This window comes from Clostridium saudiense, from assembly GCF_000577815.1.
GTDB classification, from domain to species: Bacteria; Bacillota; Clostridia; order Clostridiales; family Clostridiaceae; genus Clostridium; species Clostridium saudiense.
This window is the reverse complement of sequence record NZ_CBYM010000001.1, coordinates 236,849-262,344: the sequence shown is the minus strand read 5'-3', so window position 1 is coordinate 262,344 and position 25,496 is coordinate 236,849. Positions and strand designations below refer to the sequence as shown.

Annotated in this window: 26 protein-coding genes; 2 read left to right on the top strand and 24 right to left on the bottom strand. The window is 28.9% G+C overall.

Annotated features, from left to right (window positions below; all coding sequences use genetic code 11):
• The 15 genes from TY07_RS01265 to TY07_RS01195 all read right to left on the bottom strand — a co-directional run.
• The coding region (locus TY07_RS01265; protein WP_042394105.1) for a YgiQ family radical SAM protein at positions 1–1,972 on the bottom strand (1,972 nt) is incomplete at its 3' end.
• Between the two features lie 187 nt (positions 1,973–2,159).
• Positions 2,160–2,798 carry a hypothetical protein gene (locus tag TY07_RS01260; RefSeq protein WP_042394102.1) on the bottom strand — a complete coding sequence of 213 codons (639 nt, stop codon included), beginning with the start codon at positions 2,796–2,798 and terminating at the stop codon, positions 2,160–2,162.
• Positions 2,799–2,965: 167 nt separating this feature from the next.
• Positions 2,966–3,694, bottom strand: coding sequence for an N-acetylmuramoyl-L-alanine amidase (locus tag TY07_RS01255; RefSeq protein WP_042394098.1), 729 nt, complete (start codon positions 3,692–3,694; stop codon positions 2,966–2,968).
• Positions 3,695–3,771: 77 nt separating this feature from the next.
• Positions 3,772–4,284 (bottom strand): AmiS/UreI family transporter, encoded by a 513-nt coding sequence (locus tag TY07_RS01250; protein WP_042394083.1) that lies wholly within the window; start codon positions 4,282–4,284, stop codon positions 3,772–3,774.
• A 33-nt stretch (positions 4,285–4,317) separates the two neighbouring features.
• Positions 4,318–5,520: an ammonium transporter gene (locus TY07_RS01245; RefSeq protein ID WP_042394080.1), complete on the bottom strand. Its 1,203-nt coding sequence runs from the start codon at positions 5,518–5,520 to the stop codon at positions 4,318–4,320.
• 51 nt (positions 5,521–5,571) lie between these two features.
• On the bottom strand, positions 5,572–6,420 hold the full coding sequence (locus tag TY07_RS01240) for an urease accessory protein UreD (RefSeq protein ID WP_042394077.1): 849 nt from the start codon (positions 6,418–6,420) through the stop codon (positions 5,572–5,574).
• 1 nt (position 6,421) lies between these two features.
• Positions 6,422–7,033, bottom strand: coding sequence for an urease accessory protein UreG (gene ureG / locus TY07_RS01235; RefSeq protein ID WP_042394074.1), 612 nt, complete (start codon positions 7,031–7,033; stop codon positions 6,422–6,424).
• A 101-nt stretch (positions 7,034–7,134) separates the two neighbouring features.
• On the bottom strand, positions 7,135–7,836 hold the full coding sequence (locus tag TY07_RS01230; RefSeq protein WP_042394070.1) for an urease accessory protein UreF: 702 nt from the start codon (positions 7,834–7,836) through the stop codon (positions 7,135–7,137).
• Positions 7,826–8,290, bottom strand: a complete 465-nt coding sequence (locus TY07_RS01225; protein ID WP_042394066.1) for an urease accessory protein UreE — start codon at positions 8,288–8,290, stop codon at positions 7,826–7,828. Before TY07_RS01225 ends, TY07_RS01230 begins: the two co-directional genes overlap by 11 nt.
• 18 nt (positions 8,291–8,308) lie before the next feature.
• Positions 8,309–10,024 (bottom strand): urease subunit alpha, encoded by a 1,716-nt coding sequence (gene ureC, locus TY07_RS01220; protein WP_042394063.1) that lies wholly within the window; start codon positions 10,022–10,024, stop codon positions 8,309–8,311.
• Complete coding sequence (locus TY07_RS01215) at positions 10,024–10,359, bottom strand: urease subunit beta (protein WP_042394061.1); 336 nt, start codon at positions 10,357–10,359, stop codon at positions 10,024–10,026. Before TY07_RS01215 ends, ureC begins: the two co-directional genes overlap by 1 nt.
• 13 nt (positions 10,360–10,372) lie before the next feature.
• The gene (locus TY07_RS01210; RefSeq protein ID WP_042394059.1) at positions 10,373–10,675 is read right to left on the bottom strand and encodes an urease subunit gamma; all 303 of its coding nucleotides are present in this window, start codon (positions 10,673–10,675) and stop codon (positions 10,373–10,375) included.
• An 85-nt stretch (positions 10,676–10,760) separates the two neighbouring features.
• Positions 10,761–11,465: a carbonic anhydrase gene (locus TY07_RS01205; RefSeq protein ID WP_042394057.1), complete on the bottom strand. Its 705-nt coding sequence runs from the start codon at positions 11,463–11,465 to the stop codon at positions 10,761–10,763.
• Between the two features lie 310 nt (positions 11,466–11,775).
• Complete coding sequence (locus TY07_RS01200) at positions 11,776–12,528, bottom strand: exodeoxyribonuclease III (protein WP_042394055.1); 753 nt, start codon at positions 12,526–12,528, stop codon at positions 11,776–11,778.
• A 245-nt stretch (positions 12,529–12,773) separates the two neighbouring features.
• Entirely contained in the window at positions 12,774–14,012 is a 1,239-nt protein-coding gene (locus TY07_RS01195; protein ID WP_042394053.1) for a serine hydroxymethyltransferase, read from the bottom strand.
• Between the two features lie 140 nt (positions 14,013–14,152).
• Here TY07_RS01195 and TY07_RS01190 point away from each other — a divergent pair, with 140 nt between their 5' ends.
• Together TY07_RS01190 and TY07_RS01185 are read left to right on the top strand one after the other, a co-directional pair.
• Positions 14,153–14,911 (top strand): threonine/serine exporter family protein, encoded by a 759-nt coding sequence (locus TY07_RS01190; protein ID WP_042394051.1) that lies wholly within the window; start codon positions 14,153–14,155, stop codon positions 14,909–14,911.
• A 4-nt stretch (positions 14,912–14,915) separates the two neighbouring features.
• A complete protein-coding gene (locus tag TY07_RS01185) occupies positions 14,916–15,371 on the top strand; it encodes a threonine/serine exporter family protein (RefSeq protein WP_042394159.1) in 456 nt (151 codons plus the stop codon).
• A 42-nt stretch (positions 15,372–15,413) separates the two neighbouring features.
• Here the strand turns inward: TY07_RS01185 and TY07_RS17925 are convergent, their stop codons facing one another.
• The 9 genes from TY07_RS17925 to TY07_RS01145 form a co-directional block, all read right to left on the bottom strand.
• Positions 15,414–15,557: a hypothetical protein gene (locus TY07_RS17925; RefSeq protein ID WP_156327466.1), complete on the bottom strand. Its 144-nt coding sequence runs from the start codon at positions 15,555–15,557 to the stop codon at positions 15,414–15,416.
• Positions 15,558–15,726: 169 nt separating this feature from the next.
• Positions 15,727–17,514, bottom strand: a complete 1,788-nt coding sequence (aspS, locus tag TY07_RS01180) for an aspartate--tRNA ligase (protein WP_042394048.1) — start codon at positions 17,512–17,514, stop codon at positions 15,727–15,729.
• A gap of 18 nt (positions 17,515–17,532) precedes the next feature.
• Positions 17,533–18,780, bottom strand: a complete 1,248-nt coding sequence (hisS, locus tag TY07_RS01175; protein WP_042394045.1) for a histidine--tRNA ligase — start codon at positions 18,778–18,780, stop codon at positions 17,533–17,535.
• A gap of 4 nt (positions 18,781–18,784) precedes the next feature.
• Positions 18,785–20,218 (bottom strand): coproporphyrinogen III oxidase, encoded by a 1,434-nt coding sequence (locus TY07_RS01170; RefSeq protein ID WP_042394044.1) that lies wholly within the window; start codon positions 20,216–20,218, stop codon positions 18,785–18,787.
• Positions 20,219–20,233: 15 nt separating this feature from the next.
• A complete protein-coding gene (locus tag TY07_RS01165; RefSeq protein WP_042394041.1) occupies positions 20,234–20,851 on the bottom strand; it encodes an MBL fold metallo-hydrolase in 618 nt (205 codons plus the stop codon).
• A 31-nt stretch (positions 20,852–20,882) separates the two neighbouring features.
• On the bottom strand, positions 20,883–21,332 hold the full coding sequence (gene dtd, locus TY07_RS01160; RefSeq protein WP_042394038.1) for a D-aminoacyl-tRNA deacylase: 450 nt from the start codon (positions 21,330–21,332) through the stop codon (positions 20,883–20,885).
• A gap of 13 nt (positions 21,333–21,345) precedes the next feature.
• Positions 21,346–23,523 carry a RelA/SpoT family protein gene (locus TY07_RS01155; protein WP_042394036.1) on the bottom strand — a complete coding sequence of 726 codons (2,178 nt, stop codon included), beginning with the start codon at positions 23,521–23,523 and terminating at the stop codon, positions 21,346–21,348.
• A 194-nt stretch (positions 23,524–23,717) separates the two neighbouring features.
• Positions 23,718–24,236: an adenine phosphoribosyltransferase gene (locus TY07_RS01150; RefSeq protein ID WP_042394031.1), complete on the bottom strand. Its 519-nt coding sequence runs from the start codon at positions 24,234–24,236 to the stop codon at positions 23,718–23,720.
• Positions 24,237–24,298: 62 nt separating this feature from the next.
• Positions 24,299–25,153: a DHH family phosphoesterase gene (locus tag TY07_RS01145; protein ID WP_042394028.1), complete on the bottom strand. Its 855-nt coding sequence runs from the start codon at positions 25,151–25,153 to the stop codon at positions 24,299–24,301.
• Between the last annotated feature and the right edge of the window lie 343 nt (positions 25,154–25,496).

The following is a 25,496-nucleotide window of genomic DNA, read 5'->3' as shown; positions in this document are numbered from 1 at the left end:
AACCTTTTTTATTTTTAGAATTTCTATTATCTCTTCCTTGACGTGAAGAACTATCTTTTCCTCTTCTTGAAGAATTCTTATCATTTGGTCTACCATTCCTACTTGAAGATGATTTATGTTTTCCTTTACTTTTTGATTTTGGTCTAACTAATCCATGAGCTTCCTTATATCTTTGCTCTTTAGATTTAATTAAACATTTTGGACCATTTCCAATTAAATCCTCTCTTCCAGCCTTCATTAGAGCATCATATACTAAGTTATAATTCTTAGGATTGCTAAATTGTAATAATGCTCTTTGCATAGCTTTTTCTTCTTTTGTCTTTGGAACATAAACTGGCTTTAATGTTATTGGATCTAATCCTGTATAAAAAATTGCAGTTGATAGAGTTCCTGGTGTTGGATAGAAATCCTGTACTTGTTCTGGTTGATACTTAATATCTCTTAAATATTCAGCAAGTTCAATAGCTTCCTTTAATGTACTTCCTGGATGACTTGACATTAAGTATGGAATAATATATTGTTTCTTTCCAGCCTTTTCTGTTAATTTAAAGAATTTTTGTCTAAACTCTTCATAAGTTTTTCCAGCAGGTTTACCCATATATTTTAACACTTGTTCAGATACATGCTCAGGTGCAACTTTTAACTGTCCGCTTACATGATGTTCAACTAATTCTTTAAAGAATGTATCGTCTTTATCAGCCATCACGTAATCATATCTAATACCTGAACGTACAAATACTTTTTTTATCTTAGGTAAACTTCTTACGCTTCTAAGTACATCAACAAATTCTTTATGATCCACTTCCATATTTTTACATACACCTGGACTTAAACATTGCTTAGCCTTACATGCACCTATTGTTAATTGATGATTACAGGCCGGCTTTCTAAAGTTTGCAGTAGGTCCTCCCACATCATGAATATATCCCTTAAAGTCTTTCATTTCAGTCATTTCTTTAGCTTCTTTAACTATAGATTCTTTACTTCTACTTTGAACTGCTCTCCCTTGGTGGAAAGTAATCGCACAAAATGAACAATTTCCAAAGCATCCTCTAGAACCTACTATACTAAATTTAACTTCTTCTAATGCTGGAATTCCTCCCATTGGCTCATAAATAGGATGATATTCTTTTGTAAATGGTAAATCATATACAGCATCTAATTCTTCTCTATTTAAAATAACCTCTGGTTTATTTACTACAAGATATTTATCACCTTGATCTTGTACTATAGTTCTTCCTCTTATAGGATCTTGCTCTTGATATGTAATTTTAAAAGCTTCACAATATTTAAGTTTATTAGTTGAAACTTCCTTATATGATGGAATTACAATATGTTCTTCGTAAACTTCTTCTAGACTATCAACTAAATAACATGTTCCTGGTACATGTCTAATATATTTAGCTTCAAAACCTTCATTTAAGTAATGAGCAACTTCAACTATTTGCTTTTCACTCATACCATATATTAATAAGTCTGCGCCACTATCAGTTAAAATCGATTTTCTAACTTTATCAGCCCAGTAATCATAATGAGCAAATCTTCTTAAACTAGCTTCAACTCCACCAATACAAATATTTATATGTTTATACGCCTCTCTTATTTTATTACAATATACTATAGTCGCTCTATCAGGTCTCAATCCCATCTTTCCGCCTGGAGAATATAAATCTTTTTCTCTTACTCTTTTACTAACAGTATAATGGTTAACCATTGAGTCCATATTACCTGCATTAACTAAGAATGCTAATCTAGGTCGACCAAGCTTCATAAAATCTTCTGTACTATGCCAATCAGGTTGAGCAATTATACCAACCTTATAACCAGCATGTTCTAATACTCTTGAAATTACAGCTGTGCCAAAACTATGGTGATCCACATAAGCATCACCAGTTACGATAATAAAATCACATTGTTCCCAGCCTCTTTCATTCATATCCTCTCTACTAATAGGTAAAAATTTATTATTCATTTAATCACATCTTTCATTTTAATAAATATATATTTAATATTTAATATTTTTAATTTATCCATCTATTAATATAGCATCCTTTTGTATTATTGTTAATACTTCATAATAAATTACCATAATATTTATTAAAAGAAAAGAGTGTATAAAAAAATTTATACACTCTTTAAACATATAACACTAGCTTATCTTAAAACAATAATGTATTACTTAAATATGTTCCTAGCCTTTTTAACATAAATGGATTTTTATCAATACCATCAAATAATGCAATTATTTGATTTTTATTTAAATCCATATGACTTTCAAGTTCCTCTAACATATTATCCTCTTCATACTCTTTAACTAGATCCCTACCTATTTCCTTTACATTTTCAAAAAACTCTACTTTAGAAAATATTCCAATATCTCCATGCCTTCTTTTATTAGTTGTATTTAAAAATTTTTTTAATTTTTCAATAGTAAAATTTTTTTTCAAATCCTCTATAAAATCATAATCTTTTTTAATATCTGCTATTAATTCAAATTTATCAATATTTTCAGAATCCTGCATCAATTCAATAGTATCATAATAATCTAATGCATCTAAAAATATAGTATCTTCCTCTTTACCAAATACTTTGGTAATATATGTTGATGGTATTAATACATATTTAATGAAAGAAATTAATTCTTGTATGCATTTAAATGAATACCAGTTACAAAAGTAATCTCTACTATAGGAATTTACTAATGAAACTTTTAAAACATAAGCATCTGGTTTAAACTCCATATTTTCTTGATTTATCAAATAATTTTGCCAATAATAAATTAAATCATATTTTTTCAAGATTACCCCTCCCTAATACCATAGCTTATTAAATTAGCTTGTACATTAATGTTTTTGAATCAAAAACTTTTAATATATTAATCATTATGATTTATGTCTTTATTTTATCCATAATTTATATTTTTATTACAATTTATCAGTTAGCCTATAGCCCATCCCCCTAAAGCTTAATTATTCTTATATTCATCTATTGCATTTGAAACACACTCCATTAATTTCATTTGATATAATTTATCCGCTAACATTTTATCCTCATTATAATTACTCATAAATCCCATTTCTAATATAACTACAGGAACTGTAGACCAATTAAATCCAGTAATATCGCTTCTTTCAAAAATTCCATTTACTTTTATATTACTTTCTTGCAATTTATTCTTTAAAATTTGTGCATACCTATTACTATCTTCAAAAATTCCATTTGTATATTTTCCATCTTTATCTGGAACTAAAATTACCGTACCTGTTTTTCCTCCATCATTTATGCTATCACAATGTATTCTTATTGTAATATCAGCTTTTGCATTATTTGCAATTTGTGCCCTTTCTGCATTGCTAATATTAACATCAGCTTTTTCCCTTGTCATAACAACTGTATAACCTTTTTGTAACAATAATTCCTTTAATATTAATGAAGCTTCTAAATTAATAACATGTTCAGGATTTTTTGTTGCTACTCCAGCAGTTCCTGAAGAAACTCTTGGCTTAGTATTACTTGAATTTGGAGCAACTGGTTCTCCTCTTGAATCACCCTTTCCTTGATGACCTGGATCTATACAAACTATGAAGTCATCTTCATTCTTTTTTATATTTGTATAAGCTTGCACTGAATTTATTAAAACTAAATTTATAAATAAAAACATTACAATAAACACTGATACTACTCTTTTAATCATTTTTTTCTCCTTTGTTTCATTAAAAATCAAAAGGCTAATACATAATTGTAGTTAGCCCTCTATTTTTATTAGACTTTTTATCTAGGATACATATTTATTAATAATAAAAATCCTGGAATCCATGCAGTTACAATACCATCAAATATTGATAAATATCCTACAAATTTTCCTAAGTCTTTCTTCAAAACTAACTCTATAAATCCAGTTAGCCATAATAAGCCCCATAATAACCAAATAAATACCCAATAAATATTACCCACAGTAAAATCTATAAATTTTAAAGTATTAGCATCAATAAATGCAAGTGGTATTGTATTTATTGCTACAAATAAACAATACCACCCATATAATCTTCCATCTAAATTAAATATGCTTCTTGCTGCAATATATAAATATGTAAATCCAAATAATAATCCTGTTCCAGCTGCAAAATAATTACCTTGTATAACTGCTACAATATTTAAAATAAATGATAGCATACCAGTAAATACATTGAATACAGCACTTGATTTAGCATCTACATTACAAAGCCTTCCTACTCCATTTAAAATAAGGACTACTCCTACGTAAATTAACACTACTCCTAACATAGTATTCCTCCTTTATTTTTTATTTATCTTCCTTTATTCATTCTTAGCTTCATAATTCTCTTTAAAGAACTCTTGATCTAATCCTTTTAATTGAACTTCTTCACTTACCTTTATTGTTTTAATCATATCTAAAACTTTAAATATTATAAATGTAACTAAAACAGAATATACTACAATTATTCCTGCTCCAAGAAGTTGAATTAAAAATTGATGTAATCCTGCACTTATTCCATTTACTCTAGGATCTGCAAATACTCCAATTAATAGTGTGCCTAATAATCCTCCTACGCCATGAACGCCCCAAACATCAAGTGCATCATCCCACATTTTTCTTTCGAACTCAACTGAAAAGAAACATACAATTGCACCTAAAGCTCCAATAATTATAGCACTTAAAGGAGTTACATACCCAGAAGCTGGTGTTATAGTGGCAAGCCCTGCAACAGCTCCAATTATTGATTCTAAGAAAGATGCTCTTTTAGAAATTAATGCATGTAAAATAAGCCATACTATCATTCCTGTTGCTGAAGCAACTCCTGTATTTGTAAATACAATAGCTGCTATATCTGCAGCTGCTACGGTACCACCTGCATTAAATCCATACCATCCAAATAGCAATAATGCTGCACCTATTGCTACCAATCCTAAATTAAATGGTCCCTTTTCATTTTTAACTTTTCTTTCACCTAATACATAAATCCCACCTAAACAACCAAAACCAGATGTTATATGTATAACTGCTCCTCCAGCAAAATCTACAAATCCTAATTTGCTTAAGAAACCACCTCCCCAAACCCAATGAGCTACAGGGAAATATATTAAAATCATCCAAATAATTAATATTTTAATCCATCCACTAACTGTTAATCTATTGGCAAATGCACCTATCATTAATGGTGCAGTAATAATTGCAAACATCATTTGATACATAAAGAAAAGTATAAATGGTATCGTTTCACTATACCTTAAGTCTATTTTAAACGTTATATTATTAAAGGCGAAAAATTGCAAAGGATTTCCTATAACTCCTCCAATATCATCCCCGAAGACAAGACTAAATCCTCCAAATATCCATAACAAAGCAACAATGCCAATTGCAATAAAAACTTGAAACATAATAGTTAAAGCATTTTTTCTCTCTACTAACCCACCATAAAAAAATGCTAATCCCGGCGTCATAATTAAAACAAGTGTTGTAGCCAATATCATAAAAGCAACATCACCATGAATGATCATAGAATCACTTCCTTAAATTTTCATTTGTTTAAACTTTAAATATAATTCCTATTAGTTTTTTCTAACAACTAAATCCTTAGAATCTAAAAATCTATTTCTTACATAATTATGACAACATCCTATTGTCTGTTCTATATGTTGAGTTAAATTTCCTAATACTCTAAGAACAAATCCATTAATCTCTAGTTTTGATATACCAAAATCTATAGGTAAATTTAATTTTGTAAGTTTCTCTCTTAAATCACTTATAACAGAATCATTAATTTCCTTATTAATAACAAGTAATGTTCCAAAATTTGAATACTCTTCAAAAAATCCTAATCTTGTTACATCATTTTCACGTGGATTAACAACTAAATTATCTAATAAAACAAGTTTGTTATTTACATAGATATTACTTTTTAATTGAACACCACTATAACTAAACTTATCTCCATCGGGAGACCATCCTGCAGTAATACCATCACTATAAATTAAAGTTGAACTTTCATCTAAATAAATATTATTTACCTGTTTATATATAGCATCTTTATATAAAATAACGCTATCTGTTATATATTCTAAAATGCTATTTACCCCTAAACTTATTTCTGTTTCTTGTTCAGTTTTAATTTTATTTATACATTTATAAACTTTTGTGGAAGCTTGAGTTGTTATTATTGCTCTAGCCTCATCTTTTAGTTTAAAAACATTCTTATATTTTTCTCCCTCAATATAGCCACCGCCAAGCTGTAAAAGATAAAATGTCGGTATATTTTCTCTATTCATTTTAATACTTCGAGATACTTTTACTAATCCTTCATAGTATTTTTTAGTTGCAACTGTTACACCATCTTTTTTTTCTAAAACCAACTCTATAAAACCTGAATATTCACTTTTATTCTTTGCTTCTTTAAACATATTATGCAATTCCTTCTAATAGGCAGTTTTTCTTTATCCAACTAATGACACTTTGTATTCCTTCATCAGTCTTAAGATTTGTAAAAATGAAACTATTTTCATCTCTAAAAGCTAATGTATCTTTTCTCATTATATCTAAATTAGCTCCAACGTATGGTGCTAAATCAATCTTATTTATTATAAATAAGTCGCTCTTAATCATACCTTGCCCTGCTTTTCTTGGTATCTTTTCCCCTTGAGCAACATCAATTATATAAATTGAAAAATCAACTAAATCAGGACTAAATGTAGCAGCTAAATTATCTCCACCACTTTCTAGAAAAATAATATCCAAATCATTAAATCTATTTTTTAACTCTTCAAGTGCTTCAAAGTTCATAGAAGCATCCTCTCTTATTGCAGTATGAGGACAACCTCCTGTTTCAACTCCAATAACCCTATCTTCAGTCAAAACAGAATTCTTAACCATAAATTTAGCATCTTCTTTTGTATATATATCATTTGTTATAACTGCACAGCTATATTCATTATTCATAGCTCTTGTTAATCTTTCTATTAATAATGTCTTACCACTACCAACAGGCCCTCCTACTCCTATAACTACAGGTTTCATATAATCAACACCCTTTCTAAAAAAAATTAGTAATATTTAGAATTGTGAGTATTTTTACTCACAATTCTAATAATTAAGAGTTATACTTTATATCGTAATCTTTAAGACATAAACAATCTAAATTCCATAATTTCATGCTTAATTTGGGATAATTCTAATCCTGGACTGTTAGCACCTAAATAATCATAATCTAAATTAGTAATAATATTATATAAATCTTCAAATTTTTCACTAAACTCTTTTAATAATATTTGACCATCCTTTTGTCCTAGAGGAATAGTTCTAACTGCATTACTAACCAGAGTAGATACTGTACTATACATATGATAAATTATAGCCTCTTTCACATTAAATCCTAGAGAATACATTAACATTCCAAATACTATTGCCGGATGCCCATAAACTTCTTTCTTTTTAATCTTTTCACTATACTCATTTAACAAATTAAAATCATATAAATCCATAAAAAGCTTTAACATTCTACTTGCGACTAATTTACTACCATTTCTACTTTCAATTGCAACACTCTGTACTGTAATACTATTATCTAAGTTCCAAATACTTTCTAAATCATCATTTTCTAAATTTTCGTATAAGATTCTTATAGCTAAACCATCACAATATATGAATTGCTCATTTAAAAATACCTTTAACCATTCTCTAAAAGTTTTAGTATCATAAACTTTTTTTAATCTTAAATAAGTTTCCATACCATAAGAATGATTAAATGATCCAATAGGAAAATTTGAATCGCATATTTGAATGACTTTTAATACATCCGAAATACTATTATTAATTGGCATGTGTATGAGTGTGCCCAAATTCTACGTGCCTAAATGCTTTCTTTAATTTTAAATTTTCTCTAGTATAATTAATGTTATCTCTTTTTAATTCACCTTCTACAAGTGAATCATATTGAATAATCATTTTTCCATCTTCAAATTGAGCTTGTAAATGCCTATTTCCAAGAGTATGTGCTATAACTCCCATTTGAGTTATATTATCAGGCTTAATTACTAATACATCATCACCTTTAATTTTTATAGTTATAATATTTTTCCCATCACGATAAAGTATATCTCCATCTTTTAACTCTGTATTTTCTTCTAATGCTATTCCATATTCATGATTATGATCAGAATTTACTCTTAAAATTCTTTTTACTGCTTCATCACTACTTATATAAATTTTTTCTAAATGTATATTTTCTAAATTATCTAATTCATTAATATTTCCTAATATTTTGTTAAAAATCATATAACCTACTCCTTTATATTAGAATAAGAAATATCTTTGAGCTAATGGTAATTCACTTGCAGGTTCACAAGTTATTAATTCACCATCAACAGTAACATCATAAGTTTGTGGATCTACCCTGATTTCTGGAGTAGCATCGTTAAGTTTCATATCTTTCTTAGTTAAATTTCTTATTCCTTCTACCGGCAATACCATCTTTTGTAATCCTAATTCTTCTTTAATTCCATGTTCATAAGCATATTTAGAAACAAAGGTAATACAAGTTGCACCTTTAGCTTTTCCAAATGCACCATAACAATCCCTATAAATAACTGGTTGGCATGTTGGAATAGATGCATTAGCATCCCCAATAATACCTCTCATAGCCATTCCACCTTTTATTATTAAATGTGGTTTTACTCCAAAGTAAGGTGGTTCCCAAAGCACTAAATCAGCTATCTTGCCAACTTCTACAGAACCAATATATTTAGACATTCCTTGTGCAATTGCTGGATTAATTGTGTATTTAGCAATATATCTTTTAACTCTATTATTATCGTTATATTCACTATCATTTTCTAAAGGTCCTCTTTGCACCTTCATCTTTGAAGCTGTTTGCCAAGTTCTTGTTACAACTTCTCCTATTCTTCCCATTGCTAATGTATCAGAACTCATGATACTAAAAATCCCCATATCTTGAAATACATCTTCAGCAGCTATTGTTTGATGTCTAATTCTTGAATCCGCAAAAGCTATATCTTCAGGAACTTTTGCATCTAAATGGTGGCAAACCATAAGCATATCTAAATGTTCTGCTATTGTATTAACAGTATATGGTTTTGTTGGGTTTGTAGATGCTGGTAATATATTTATTTGAGATGCGACCTTCATTAAATCTGGTGCGTGACCGCCTCCTGCTCCTTCTGTATGATATGTATGAATTACTCTTCCAGCAATAGCTTGAATTGTATGTTCTACAAATCCACCTTCATTTAAAGTATCACTATGTAATGCGACTTGTATATCATACTTTTCAGCAGTTTCTAAAGCATAATTAATTGCTGATCTTGTAGCTCCCCAATCTTCATGAACTTTAAGTCCAATTGCCCCTGCTTCTATTTGTTCAGCATTAACATCAATATTAGCTCCACTACCTTTTCCAAGCAAACCAACATTTACAGGCCAGCCCTCTGCTGATTGTAGCATTTTCTTTATATTCCAAGGTCCTGGAGTTGATGTAACTGCATTTGTACCATCTATAGGTCCAGTACCACCACCAACCAACGTAGTTATTCCATTTTCTAATGCTACTTCAGCACATCCTGGATGAATATAGTGTACATGAGTATCTATTCCTCCAGCAGTTAATATTCTTCCCTCTCCTGCTAATGCTTCAGTCCCAACCCCTACTATAAAGTCAACGTTATCCATTGTATCAGGATTTCCACCTTTACCAATAGCAAGAATTTTACCATCTTTAATTCCTACATCAGCCTTATAAATTCCTGTGTAGTCAACAATTGTTGCTCCTGTTATTATTAAATCTGCTAATTGTGGATTTTTACTAGTTTGTGTGGCATTTTGCCCCATACCATCTCTAAGTGTCTTCCCACCACCAAATTTGCATTCATTACCATATCCAGTATAATCTTTTTCAATTTTTATAAAAAGATCTGTATCTCCAAGTCTTATACTATCTCCTTCTGTAGGACCAAACAATTCTGCATATCTATGTCTATCTATATCAAAACTCATTACTTTTCACCGCTCCCTTTTGACATTCCATCTAAAAATCCATCACACATATTTCTAATACCATAAACTCTTCTATATCCACCTATATCAATCAAATTTATTTCCTTTTTATCTCCAGGTTCAAATCTCACTGCTGTTCCTGATGGAATATCTAACCTTTTTCCCCAAGCAGCTTTTCTATCAAAATCTAAAGCATCATTTACTTCATAAAAATGATAATGTGAACCTATTTGTACTGGTCTATCTCCAGTATTTACAACTTGTATTTTAATAGCTTCCTTACCTTCATTGTATTTAATATTACCTTCTTGTACTTTTATTTCACCTGGTACCATTTTTCATCCTCCTTTATTGGATTGGTTCATGTACTGTTACTAATTTTGTTCCATCTGGAAAAGTACATTCCACTTGAACAGTGTGAATCATTTCTGGAACACCTTCCATAACATCATCTCTAGATAATATTTTTGTTCCATAATCCATTAAATATTCAACTGTCTTTCCTTCTCTAGCCCCTTCTAGCATTTCATCTGTTATAATTGCCATAGCTTCGGGATAATTTAATTTTAACCCTTTGCTTTTTCTTTTAAGAGCAACATCTGCTGCAACAGCAATCATTAATTTTTCTTGTTCTCTAATTGTTAAATGCAAAATAAATTCCTCCTTGTTTTTATATAATAAATTTACTTTATTATAAATTTACTTTATTATATATTTTCCCCATTTCTTCATACTATTATTCATTAAAATTAACAACTCCATCTAAATTATAGTATGCTCCTACAACCTTAATTTTCCCTTGTTGTATAAGTGTTTTTATTGCTTCATCTTCTGAAATTTCTTGTACAACCCTATCTATATTTGTATGAATTGCATCATCAACTGTACCTTCTTTATTGATACTAGGAGTAATTTTTTCAACAAAAGACTCCATATTTCCAGTAACTTTTTCACCTTTAATAACCTCATTATATGTAGCTGTTACTGCTCCACAACTTTCATGCCCCATTACAACAACTAATGGAGTATTTAAATGCTCTACTGCATATTCAATTGAACCTAATGCCTCATCGTCAACTACATTTCCAGCAAGTCTTACATCAAAAATTTCTCCTAATCCAGCATTGAAGATGGTAGTTGGAGTAACTCTAGAATCTGAACACGATACAATAACTGCATAGGGATTTTGACCATCTTTTAATTCATTTCTTCTTTCTGAACTAATATTTCTTAATATAGATGTATCGCTAGAAAATCTAATATTCCCATCCTTCAACATTTGTAATGCCTCATCAGCTGATGAAGTTATCGTATCGACTACTACAATTTCACTTTTATTTTCACTTGCACTATTATCTACTGTATTATTAGTTGTATTATCTCCACATCCAACTAAAATAAATGAACTAATAATTAAAGCTGCTATCAAATTCTTCTTCATATTCTTAACTCTCCTTAATAAATTTATATAATATAAATAGCAATATATTTAGTTGAATACTATGACTATAATATCAGCCAAATTTCAATAACATATTCATAAATTTTTACTTTTAATAGTAGTAAATTTAAAAATATAAAAGCTTTCCTATAAATATTACTTGCAACATTTATAGGAAAGCCTACTTAATTTTTTATTTATATACCTGGTACCAGAAAGCTTCAAATTAAAGATTTTATTGACAAAATTATTTATGACATAAAAGAAAAATGGTTGTAAGTAAATTAAAAAAATTTAACTTACAACCACTTTATTTTATAATTAACTCTACCGGGCAATGATCTGAGCCTAAAATTTCTGTATGTATCTTAGCACTTTCTAATCTATCCTTTAATGATTCTGATGTTATAAAATAATCAATTCTCCATCCAGCATTATTTTTTCTAGCATTAAATCTATATGACCACCATGAATAAATCCCTTTAGTATCTGGATAAAAATATCTAAACGTATCTATAAAACCAGCATTCAATAACTCCGTAAATTTTTCTCTTTCTTCATCAGTAAAACCAGCATTTTTTCTATTTGTTGTAGGATTTTTTAAATCTATTTCTTTATGAGCAACATTTAAATCACCACAAACTATTACAGGCTTAGTTTTTTCAAGATTCTTTAAATAATTTTTAAAATCTTCTTCCCATTTCATTCTGTAATCAAGTCTAGCTAAACCATTTTGAGAATTAGGAGTATAAACTGTTATCATATAAAAGTCTTCAAATTCTAAGGTTATTACTCTACCTTCTCTATCATGCTCTTCTATCCCTAATCCATAATATACTGAAATAGGTTCTTTTTTTGTAAATATAGCTGTTCCACTATATCCTTTTTTTTCTGCGTAATTCCAGTATTGATGATATCCTTCAAGTTCTAAATTTATTTGCCCTTCTTGAAGTTTACTTTCTTGAATACAAAATATATCTGCATCTACTTCATTAAAGAAATCCAAAAACCCTTTTTGAACGCATGCTCTAATTCCATTTACATTCCATGATATTAATTTCATCTCTTCCTCCTATGCTTTTTCCATAAAAAATGTATCAAAATATCAATGATACTATTTAACAATTATATATAATCTACTTCAAATAACAAGTGACAAGTGAAAAGTTAAGAAGTTAATAAATTTTCCAAATTCAACTTAATATAAATTTATACCTCAACTTGAAACTTGTCACTTTAAACTTGTAACTAACTAAACCATTATATAGTTATATATTCATAAAGTATTTCAATACAACTTTTTATTTACTATTTAGTATATAAAGGGTATTTAGCACAAAGTGTTTTTACCCTTATTTTTAATTCTGATAAATCAGAATCTTTATTTTCAATTGCTTCGTTTATAATACTTGCAATTTCTTTCATTGCTTCTACATCAAATCCTCTAGTTGTAACAGCAGCTGTACCAATTCTTATACCTGATGTTACAAATGGGCTTCTTGTTTCATTTGGAACAGTATTTTTATTAACTGTTATTCCTATATTATCTAAAAGTATTTCCGCATCTTTACCAGTTATATTTTTATTAGTTAAATCTACTAGAATTAAATGATTATCTGTGCCATTAGATACTAATTTAAATCCATACTTAACTAGCTCTTCACCTAATACTTTGCAATTTAACACTACATTTTTCATATATGTTTTAAAACTTGGATCTAATGCTTCCTTAAAACAAACTGCTTTTGCAGCTATAACATGCATTAATGGACCACCTTGCATACCTGGGAATATATTTTTATCTAAATCCTTAGCATATTTTTCTTTACAAAGAATTAATCCTCCTCTAGGGCCTCTTAAAGTTTTATGAGTAGTAGAAGTAACAAAGTCAGCATATGGCACTGGTGAAGGATGTTCTCCAGCTGCAACTAATCCAGCAATATGAGCCATGTCAACCATAAAATATGCATTAACTTCATCACATATTTCTCTTAATTTTTTAAAATCAATAACTCTTGAATAAGCACTAGCCCCTGCAACAATCAGCTTTGGTTTATGCTTTAATGCTAAGTCTCTAACATTTTTATAATCAATTCTTTCAGTTTCACTATCCACTCCATAAGATACAAAGTTAAATAATTTTCCTGAGAAGTTTACTGGTGAACCATGAGTTAAATGCCCACCATGGCTTAAATCCATTCCAAGAACAGTATCCCCCGGCTTTAAAATTGTAAAATATACAGCCATATTTGCTTGTGAACCTGAATGTGGCTGAACATTTACATGTTCTGCTCCAAATAGTTCTTTAGCCCTATTTCTTGCAATTTCTTCAACCTGATCAACTACTCCACAGCCCCCATAGTAACGTTTTCCAGGATATCCTTCAGCATACTTATTAGTTAAATGAGATCCCATTGCCTCCATAACTGCTTTTGATGTAAAGTTTTCTGAAGCAATAAGCTCTATCCCTTCTTCTTGCCTCTTTAATTCTTTTTCCATTAACTCACAAATTTCTTTGTCTTCATTCTTTAAATTTACAAAATTCATTTAATCACCCCAATTATCTTTTTATAAAATTATAAATATAAATGATAAATTATTCAACTACTTTTTCATATTATTATACATTTATAATTTTTATTGTGGTATAATACATAAAAAATTATTAAAAATTGAGGTTTTGTATTATGAATGAAATACTTCAAGTAGCAATGCTTGCTGGACAAATGATATTAGAAAATGGTGGTGAAACCTATAGAGTTGAAGAAACCATTTGGAGAATTTGTAAAATTTACGGTGCAGAACAAGCCGAAAGTTTTGCAACTCCAACTGGAATTATGGCATCTATTTGTCATGGTGGCAAAATTTATTCATTAACTAGGAGGGTTTCCAAAAGAACTGTAGACTTAAACAAAATTGATAAAGTAAATGATTTATCTAGAAGCATAGCATCTAAAAATTTATCTGTTGACGATTTTAAAAATGAATTAAACAAAATTAATAAGGTTGAAGCTTATCCTCAAATGCTGATTATTATTTTTTCAGCATTTGGAGCTGGCTCATTTTCAGTATTATTTGGAGGTACTTTTAAAGATGTTTTTGCCGCCTTTTTAATTGGATTAGTAATAAAAACATTAACAATTAAATGGTCTGAAATAGGAATTAATGCTTTTTTCATTAATAGTATCTGTAGCGGAATAACTGCACTTCTTGCAATAATACTCTTTAAACTAGGAATAGCAAGTCAATTGAATCAAACTATAATTGGTGCTATAATGCTTCTAGTTCCAGGTTTAGCCATAACTAATGCTATTAGAGATACTATGTCAGGAGATTTACTATCTGGTGTTATAAGAGCTTCTGAAGCCTTTTTAGTTGCAATTGCTATTGCAGTTGGTACTGGTGCTGTTTTAAGTTTCTGGATGACTAATATTGGAGGTCTTTAATATGATTATTATAGCTACACTTGTTTCTTTCTTTGCAACATTTGGTTTTTGCATTGCTTTTAATATTAGAGGTAAAAAGATATTCTTTGCTGCACTTGGAGGTGCAATTAGTTGGTTTTTTTATTCATTACCTCTTCAACTTGGTGCTACAGAAATTACTTCACTTTTTATTTCTTCCGTAATTTTTAGTACATATAGTGAAGTACTTGCTAGAATTTTTAAAACACCTGTTACAACTTTCGTTGTATGTGCTTTAATTCCACTAGTTCCTGGTAGTGGTATGTATTATACCATGCGTGAAGCAATATCAGGTAATATTACTAAGTCATTAGAATTAGGTTTAAATACTTTTGCAAGTGCTGGAACATTAGCATTAGGAGTTTTATTTGTTTCTACATTAACACGATTAATATTTAGCGCTAAAAGAAAAAAGGAAAGAAAAAAATTTGCTCAAAAATAAAAATAATCTCAACAAGTATCTGTTGAGATTATTTTTATTATATTATTTTTTTCCCTTTAATTTTTTATATACTTTAGCATTTGCAACTAAGTCCTTGAAATCTTCGGCCATTTCCATAAGAAGATTGCCTTTCATTTTAGCTTTACGAAGTTTTCTATTTGCTTTTTTCATCATCTTGCTTTTCATTAATGATTCCTCCTTAGTAACTATAAGTATATGTACTTACATATATTATTTTATTCAAAAAACTTTTTTTTATCCTTTGTTGAATTTTTCCTATATTAAAATAATTTATATACGTTTCTTTTATTTATATAAAACAAAGCTCCAACATATGTTGGAGCTTTGCTTTATATTATTCTTTATCTTCTGTTTTAATAATTAATCCTAATTCGTCAATTTGCTTTTGATCTACAACATTTGGTGCTTCACTTAAGTAGCAATATGCATTTTGATTTTTAGGGAATGCAATAACATCCTTAATGTTTTCAGTTCCAGCTAAGAACATTACCATTCTATCAAGACCAAATGCTAAACCTCCATGTGGTGGTGGTCCAAACTTAAATGCATCTATTAAGAATCCAAATCTTTCATATGCAGATTCTTCAGTAAATCCTAATGCTTTAAACATTCTTGTTTGAAGAGCAGAATCATGTATTCTTATTGATCCTCCACCTAATTCCTCACCATTTAATACTAAGTCATATGCCTTAGATCTTACAGCTCCAGGATTAGTTTCAAGCATATCTAAATCTTCATCCATTGGTGATGTAAATGGATGGTGAGCAGCATGATATCTATCTTCTTCTTCATTATATTCAAATAATGGGAATTCTGTAATCCATGTAAAATTAAACTCATTTTTATCTTTAATTAAATCAAATTGCTTAGCAAGTTCTAATCTTAATGCCCCTAAACTTTGGAATACTACCGAGTTTTTATCTGCAACTATAAGTATTGCATCTCCAGTTTCCGCTCCCATAGTATTGATTATCTTTTCAGTAACATCATTAGTTAAGAATTTAGCTATTGAAGATTTAACTCCATCTTCTTTAAGCTGAATCCATGCAAGCCCTTTTGCTTTATATCCCTTAACAAAGTCTACTAACTTATCAAGAGGCTTTCTTCCAAGATCTGCACCACCCTTTAAGCATAAAGCTCTAACACTTCCTCCAACTTCTAAAGCAGATTTAAATACTACGAAGTCCATGTCCTTAACACAGTCAGTAATATCAGTAATTTCCATTCCAAATCTTAAATCTGGTTTATCTGAACCGTATTTTTCCATAGCTTCTTTAAATGGCATTCTCTTAATTGGAAGCTTTACTTCATGACCTAAAACTTCTTTAAATACATGAGCTATTAAACCTTCATTTAATGCCATAATATCATCTTGCTCAACAAAGCTCATTTCTAAATCGATTTGAGTAAATTCTGGCTGTCTATTTGCTCTTAAATCTTCATCTCTAAAACATTTAGCAACTTGATAGTATTTATCAAATCCAGATACCATTAATAATTGCTTAAATATTTGTGGAGATTGTGGAAGTGCATAAAACATTCCTGGATAATTTCTAGATGGAACTAAGTAATCTCTAGCACCTTCTGGTGTACTCTTATTTAATATTGGAGTTTCTATTTCTAAGAAACCATTATTATCAAGATAATCTCTTACAGCTTTTGTAGTTCTGTTTCTTATCATAAAGATTTTTTGCATATCTGGTCTTCTAAGATCTAAATATCTATATTTTAATCTTATATTTTCAGCTGCATCTAATCCTTCTTTAATGTATATTGGTGGAGTTTCTGATTCTGATAAAACTTTAATACTTTCGCATTTTAATTCTACCATTCCAGTTTCCATAGAAGCATTTGGAGCTTCTCTTAAAACAACTTCCCCAGTTACAGCTACACAATATTCTGGTCTTACAGCTTTAGCTTTTTCAAAGCTTTCTGCATTAATTTCTTCACCAAAAACTATTTGCATAATTCCTGTTCTATCTCTAAGGTCTATAAATTGAAGACCTCCAAGTTTTCTATTTCTTTGAACCCATCCCATAAGAGTTATTTTTTCTCCTACGTTTACTTCTCTAGGTTCACCACACATCATGGTTCTTTTTAATCCATTTAAAGACTCACCCATTGGTAAACTTCCTCCTAACTATTTGATAGCATTAGCTATCTCTTGTATATTATCTAAACTTACTTCAAACTGTTCTCCATCGCTCATTCTCTTAAGCTTTATTGATTTATTTTGAAGTTCGTCATCACCTAAAATTGTAGTAAATGCAGCACCAATTTTATTGGCATATTTCATTTCTGCTTTTACACTTCTTCCCATATGATTTACTTCTGTCTTTATACCAGCTTCTCTTAACTTATTAGCTAAAGTAAAGGCTTCAAATTTAGCATCATCACCCCTAGCACCTATGTATAAATCAAAAAGAGTTTCATTTGGAATTTCTATTCCTTCTTTTTCTAAAATCATGATAAGTCTTTCTATCCCCATTCCAAAACCAACTGCTGGCATTTCTGGACCACCTAATTGTTCTATAAGCTTATCATATCTTCCACCACCACAAACAGTAAATTCATCATTTAAAATTTCAAATATTGTTTTAGTGTAATAATCTAATCCTCTTACTATTCCTGGATCAACTGTAAATGGAATATTTAATGCTGTTAAATACTTTTTAACTGAATCAAAGTGAGTATCACATTCTTCACACATATAATCAAGTATTATTGGAGCATTTTTAGTTATTTCATTACATTTTCTTTCTTTACAGTCTAATATTCTCATTGGATTCTTCTCGAATCTTGATTGACATAACGGACATAAATTATCGTAATTTTCTTTTAAATAATTCTTTAATGCTTCATTATAATTTGGTCTGCACTTTGGACATCCTAAATTGTTTATATTTAAGCTTAAGCTTTGAAGTCCTAAAGTTTTTAAAACTTGCATAGCTAAAGCAATTACTTCTGCATCCATAGATGGCTCTTTTGAACCATATACTTCTGTACCAAATTGATGGAATTGTCTAAATCTACCTTTTTGAACATTTTCATATCTAAAACATGGAGTTATATAATAAAGTTTTGTTGGTTGTGCTTCATTAAATAATCTACTTTCTATAAAAGCTCTTCCTGCTCCTGCTGTTCCTTCTGGCTTTAATGTAATACTTCTATTACCTTTGTCATTAAAAGTATACATTTCCTTTTGAACTATATCAGTAGTATCTCCAACACCTCTTGCAAACAATTCAGTGTGTTCAAACATAGGAGTTCTAATTTCTCTCATCCCATAATATTTTGCTACATCTCTAAATGTTTTCTCAACAAAATGCCATTTATACGCATCTTGTGGCAGCATATCCTTCGTTCCCTTTGGAGCTTGCATTTCCATTTAATTATTCCTCCTCTTTTAGGTAAAGGCTATCTAATAGCTTTATCTTACCTTCTATCATTTCTTCTATTCTACTTACGTATTCTCTAACATCTTTGATATTTGCAAATCTTTCTATTCTATTTTCATCTAAGAAAACAACCTTTGAAACTGCATCTGCACCTAAAGCAATAATAGTTTGCTTATCTTCTATCATTTCAATATTATAAATACATTCTGCACCTTTTCTAGAATAACCTAAGTTCTCCATATTTCCAACCATATTTTTTTGTCTGTACATATAATAAGGTTTTAATCCTAATTCATTAGCTAATTTTCTACTTTCTTCATACATTAAAGCTAATTCATTTTGCTTCTTAACTTGGATTCCTTTTTTAAGAACAAAGTTTTCATAAAGAATTGATGCTCTCTTTAAAGAAAGCCCATGAACAGTTAAACTATCAGGTTTAAGCTTTAATATTTCTTCTTTAGTATGAAGGACTTCCTTTATCCCTTCACCTGGAAGACCTATTATCATATCCATATTTATATCATTAAACCCCATACTTCTAGCTAAATTAAACTTTTCTATAACTTCATTTGAATTATGTCCTCTTCCTATCATTTTTAAAGTATCATCATTCATAGTTTGAGGATTAATACTAATTCTTGTAACATCATAATTTAACATAGTTTGTAGTTTTTCTCTTGTAATACTATCAGGTCTTCCACATTCAACAGTAAATTCTTTAACATTTTTATCTTTAACAAAAGCTTCGTAAGCTTCTTTCATAACAATTTCAAACTCTTCATTGTTTACTGCTGTCGGAGTACCACCTCCAAAGTATACAGATTCTATATTAAGCTTTCTATCATTAACATACTTTTTCATTGCTTTAATTTCTCTAATTAATGCTTCTAAGTATGGACTCACTAGCTTTTTATTCCCTATTATAGGATTTGCTGCAAAAGAACAATAAAAACATCTTGTAGGACAAAATGCCATACCAATATAAATTGCAATACTATTACTGTTTTTATTTACAAACTTCTCTTCCGCTTTAGCTATTTCTATGCATAACTTTGCCTTTTCTTCATTTGCTAAATGCTTAGTTTTAAAAATTTCAATAATTTCTTCTTCTGTTTTTCCTTCTTCTAAATATTTAAGAGCTATTTTAGAAGGTCTTATCCCAACTAAAATCCCCCAAGGATATTCTTCTTTTGTAATGTCTTTTAATGAAGAAAATACCAGTCTTTTAATGTCTTCTTTAATATTTTCAAATATTTTAGTTTCATTATAGTACTCGTTGCACTTAAACTCTACCTTATCTTCTAAAATATTAACAATATAATCTCCATCATCTAAAAATTTAATTTCATCTAATGGAAAATAAATATTAAACATCTGATATACATCATATCTGTATTTCATGTCATTTAATTTAATTTTTACTTCCATAATATCTCCTTTTGTTTAGAAAATCTCAAATTCATCTTGTAGGAATGGATTTCTTAATCTTTCATACCCTATATTGGAAGAGTCCATATGCCCTGGATAAACCTTTATATCATTATCTAAAACCATTAATTTTGTTTTAATTGATGTAATAAGCTCATTAAAATCTCCACCTATAAAATCACTTCTCCCTACTGACCCTTTAAATAAAGTATCACCTGTAAATAAAGCATCTTTATAAAGATAGCACATTCCACCCTTAGTATGCCCTGGTGTATGAATACATTTTATTACATCATCGCCAAATGGTAAAGTATCTCCATCTTTAACAATGTTATATTCCTTTGGAAGTTCACCAAAAACTGTTTTATCAGTTTCCATAAAATGAACTTCATTTTCATTCATATATATAGGAGCTTTAAACTTTTCAGCAACTTCATTTAAGGCTTCTACATGATCAAAATGCCCATGAGTTAAAAGAATATATTTTACATTACAATTTAACTCTTCAATATTTTTAATTAATATATTTCCGTGACCTCCTGGATCAACTATGCAAGCATCTTTACTCTTTTCATCTACTAAAACATAAATATTTTCTTCATATACTCCTAAAGGGTAAGTTTTTATTATCATAAATTCACCTCACAAATTATATTAACTTTACTTAAAAAGCTTTGCTACTATCAAGTAATATAGTCACTGGACCATCATTTTTAATATCAACTTGCATGTGTGCACCAAAAATTCCAGTTTCTATTTTTAATCCCGTTTCCTTCATCATTTCTATAAACTTATCATAAAAAATCTTAGCATCATCCCCGCCTAAAGCATTCATAAAATTTGGCCTTCTTCCTTTTCTTGCATCACCATATAACGTGAATTGAGATATTATAAGAAGTTCACCTTTTACATCCAACAAAGATAAATTCATTTTATCATTTTCATCTTCAAAAACTCTAAGATTTATTAGTTTATCTTTAATATATTTCATATCTTCTTCAGTATCTTCTTTTGAAATACCTATAAGTACATTAAAACCTTTGTTTATTTCACCTACAATAGATCCATCAACTTTTACATTAGAATATGTTACTCTTTGTACAACTGCTCTCATTATATATCAACCTCTAATTATTCATTCTATATACATCCATTACTCCAGGTAATTTTCTTATTTTTCTCATTAATTCTTTTAATTGATCTACAGTATCAATTTTAACTTTAATATTAATATAAGCTAAATTGCCCTTTGCACTTTTTGCATTTAAAGCATTAAGTGGTAATTTTGTATCCATAATAATATTCATAACATCAGAAAGTATACCTGATTTATCTTCAGTTTTAACTTGAATTTCTGCCATATAGGCAACACCTTTAGATATACCCCATGATACATCTACAACTTTTTGTGGATCCTCATTGATAAGAGTCTTAAGATTGCTACAGTCCTTTCTATGAATTGAAACCCCACGACCTTTAGTTATATACCCTAAAATATCATCACCAGGAACGGGATTACAACACTTTGCAAATCTAACCATTAAGTTATCTACACCTTTAACTGTAACACCATAATTATTTTCTTTTTTCTTTTTCCCATTTTTTTGAATATTTTCTTCAATAGCCTTATTTAATATTTCTTCCTTTTCATCTTTTGCTAAATTTTCTTCCTTAAGTTTAGCTATGAATGCTGAAGCTACTACTGCTCCAAGTCCAACTAAAGCATATAAATCATCCATACAATTAATATTATATCTCTTTATAAACTTATCGTAAGATTCACCTTTAGCAATATCAGCGTAATGAACTCCTTGCTTTTTAAGCTCTTTTTCAAATACTTCCTTACCTTTTGTGATATTTTCTTCCTTCTTAGCCTTTTTAAACCAAGCTCTAATTTTACTCTTAGCTTGATTACTCTTGGCAATATTAAGCCAATCCATGTTAGGACCTTTAGAACTATTTGATGTCAATATTTCAACTATTTGACCAGTTTTTAACTTATAATCAAGTGGAACTATTTTACCATTTACCTTTGCACCAACACATTTATTCCCTATATCAGTATGTATTCTGTAAGCAAAATCTATAGGTGTAGCTCCATTTGGTAAATCTATTACTACTCCCTTAGGTGTAAATAAGAAAATTTCATCTGTAAAAAGATTAATTTTAAATCCTTCCATAAACTCTTCCGCATCTGAAGTTTCTTTTTGCCATTCAAGCATATCTCTTAGCCATACTAACTTATTTTCAAATGATTTTTCTTTAGTATCAGAAGTATCACCTTCTTTATACTTCCAGTGAGCTGCTATACCATATTCAGCTGTTTTGTGCATTTCAAAAGTTCTAATTTGAATTTCAAATGTTTTACCTTGTGGTCCTATTACAGTAGTATGTAATGATTGATACATATTAGGCTTAGGCATTGCAATATAATCTTTAAATCTACCTGGAATAGGTTTATATATTGTATGAACTATCCCTAGTACTTCATAACAATCCTTTACTGAATTAACAAGTATTCTTATAGCAGTTAAGTCAAATATCTGTTCTATACTCTTATTTTTTGTAACCATTTTTCTATAAATGCTATAAAAATGCTTTGGACGCCCATCAATATCTGAATCAATTCCAGCTTCTTCAAGCTTATTATATAAATCATCAATAATTTGAGATATATATGTTTCTCTTTCTACTCTTTTTTCAGAAATTTGATGTACTAAATCATAATATTCTTCTTCATGTAGATATCTAAAACATAAATCCTCTAGTTCCCATTTAACCTTAGAAATACCTAATCTATGTGCAAGTGGAGCATATATATCTAACGTTTCCTTAGATATTCTTTTTTGTTTCTCCTTTGGCATATATTTTAATGTTCTCATATTATGTAATCTATCTGCTAATTTTATAATAATTACTCTAATATCATTAGCCATTGCCAAAAGCATTTTTCTAAAATTATCTGCTTGCTGTTCTTCCTTAGACTTATATTCCATTTTAGTTATTTTAGTTACACCACTAACTAAATTTGCCACTTCTTCACTAAATATTGTTTTGATATCATCATATGTATAATCAGTATCTTCTATAACATCATGGAGCAATCCTGCAACTATGGTACTAGTATCCATACCTAATTCTGCTAAGATGATAGCAACATCTACTGGATGAATTATGTATGGTTCTCCCGATTCTCTCTTTTGCTCCTTATGTGCTTCAAAAGCAAAGTTAAATGCCTTATTGACAACATTTAAATCTACATTAGTACAATTTTCTTTTATTTTTTGTATCAATACCTCAACCATTAGGATCCTCCCTTTATATATTCTAAAATAAAACATTTTATTATTTAATTCTAAAAAGAATTTAATAATAATCTACTATATTGAAATTAATTATATCCATTATTTATAAAATTTTATTTAAAATTTATGGCTGGTTAAATAAACCAGCCACCTTTACAGTAATTATATATTAAAATTTAAGGTATTTCAATAAGTTATATATCATATTGAACTAATGACATTACTTCATAACCCTTTAATTTTTCTCTTCCTTTTAAATCTGTAAGTTCAATAGCAAAATCTAAAGCTACAACTTCTCCACCAGCTTCTTCTACTAATCTTGTTACAGCTTCAATAGTTCCGCCAGTAGCAAGTAAATCATCAACTATAGCAACTCTTTGCCCTTTTTTAATTGCATCTTTATGAATTTCTAACACGTCAGTTCCGTACTCTAAATCATAGTTAACAGAAATTGTTTCAAAAGGCAATTTACCTTTCTTTCTAACTGGAATAAAACCTACCCCTAATGCATATGCAACTGGTACTCCAAATATAAATCCTCTTGCTTCAGGTCCTAATATAATATCAACATTTTTATCTTTTAAATGTTCAGCAATAGCATCTATTGAATACTTAAATGCTTCTCCATCTGATATTAAAGTTGTAATATCCTTAAAGCTGATACCTGGCTTTGGAAAGTTTTCCACTATTCTAATGCTTTTTTTTAGATCCATTACAAATCCTCCATATTCACTTATTCTTGTATTTATTATAGTCAAAAATTATTATATTTATATTATACATTTTCCTTAGACTTATTTAAATACTTAGTTATTTGTTCTGCTCTTTCTTTTCTATTTGTAATTAATAACTCTATAATAATTCTAGCATTATCCATCATAGTAACAACATTAATAGTTGGTGTTATAACATCTATAATTTTATCTATACTTTCTTCATTTATGCTTATCATATTATAGGCTTCCATTATGGACCTTAAACCATAATTATTTGTATTAATTAAAAACTTCATTCCTTCTTTTATAATAACGAAGTTCTCACCCTTTTTAGGAGTCTTCGCCGACTTTTCACCTATTAAAATTAAATCCAAATACTTATTAATACTTTTAATATTATAATAAATTGCAATTGCTTGCATCAATTTAAAAGTTAATCCACTTATTGATAAATTTTTATATCTATATTGACATCCTTTTTGATTAGGATTTAAGTATATGTGATCATACTCATAATTTATGTCTCTATTTTCTATAACTATCAAATCTATACCAAGATTTTTACAAAGCTCTTCTTCTTCACTTGATTTTAAATCTATTCCTAAGGCTATAAGTAATTCTCCACCTAAAAAATGCACGTTATTAATTATATCCTTTGTAGTAATCTTCGATTTTACTGAAGAATCATCATGGACTACGTATTCAATATCTGCATTTAAATATTTCAAAACCAGTATAAGGGATGAAATAGCACATAATCCATCTACATTAGGTATCCCATAAACAACAATTTTTTTTCTATTATTAATTGCTGATACCATACGTTCTATTGCTTTATTCATATCTTTAAGTATAAAGGGATTATATCCACTTATGTAATTTGGACTATATATACTTTCCCAAAACTTACGCATGACAAACTCCTCCACATTAATAAGAAAACATTTATATTATAATGTAATTTTATCTATATTACAAATGTTTTCTTAAAAAGAATGGCATTTTATAAGATTTTTCTGATTTTTTTTAATTCTACCTAATTATTTGTTATATAAAAGCTTTTCATTCCTACATCTTGCTACTATTTTATGTCATTATATCATATATTTTGCATGTCCAAATTAATATTACTCTTCAAATTTTAATTTCTTTATAATTTAATTATATATTTAAATCTCATTATATATATTTATAAATTAATATTAATACTTTTAAAAATTATTTATCTCAAAAAAATAACTACTCAAATGAGCAGTT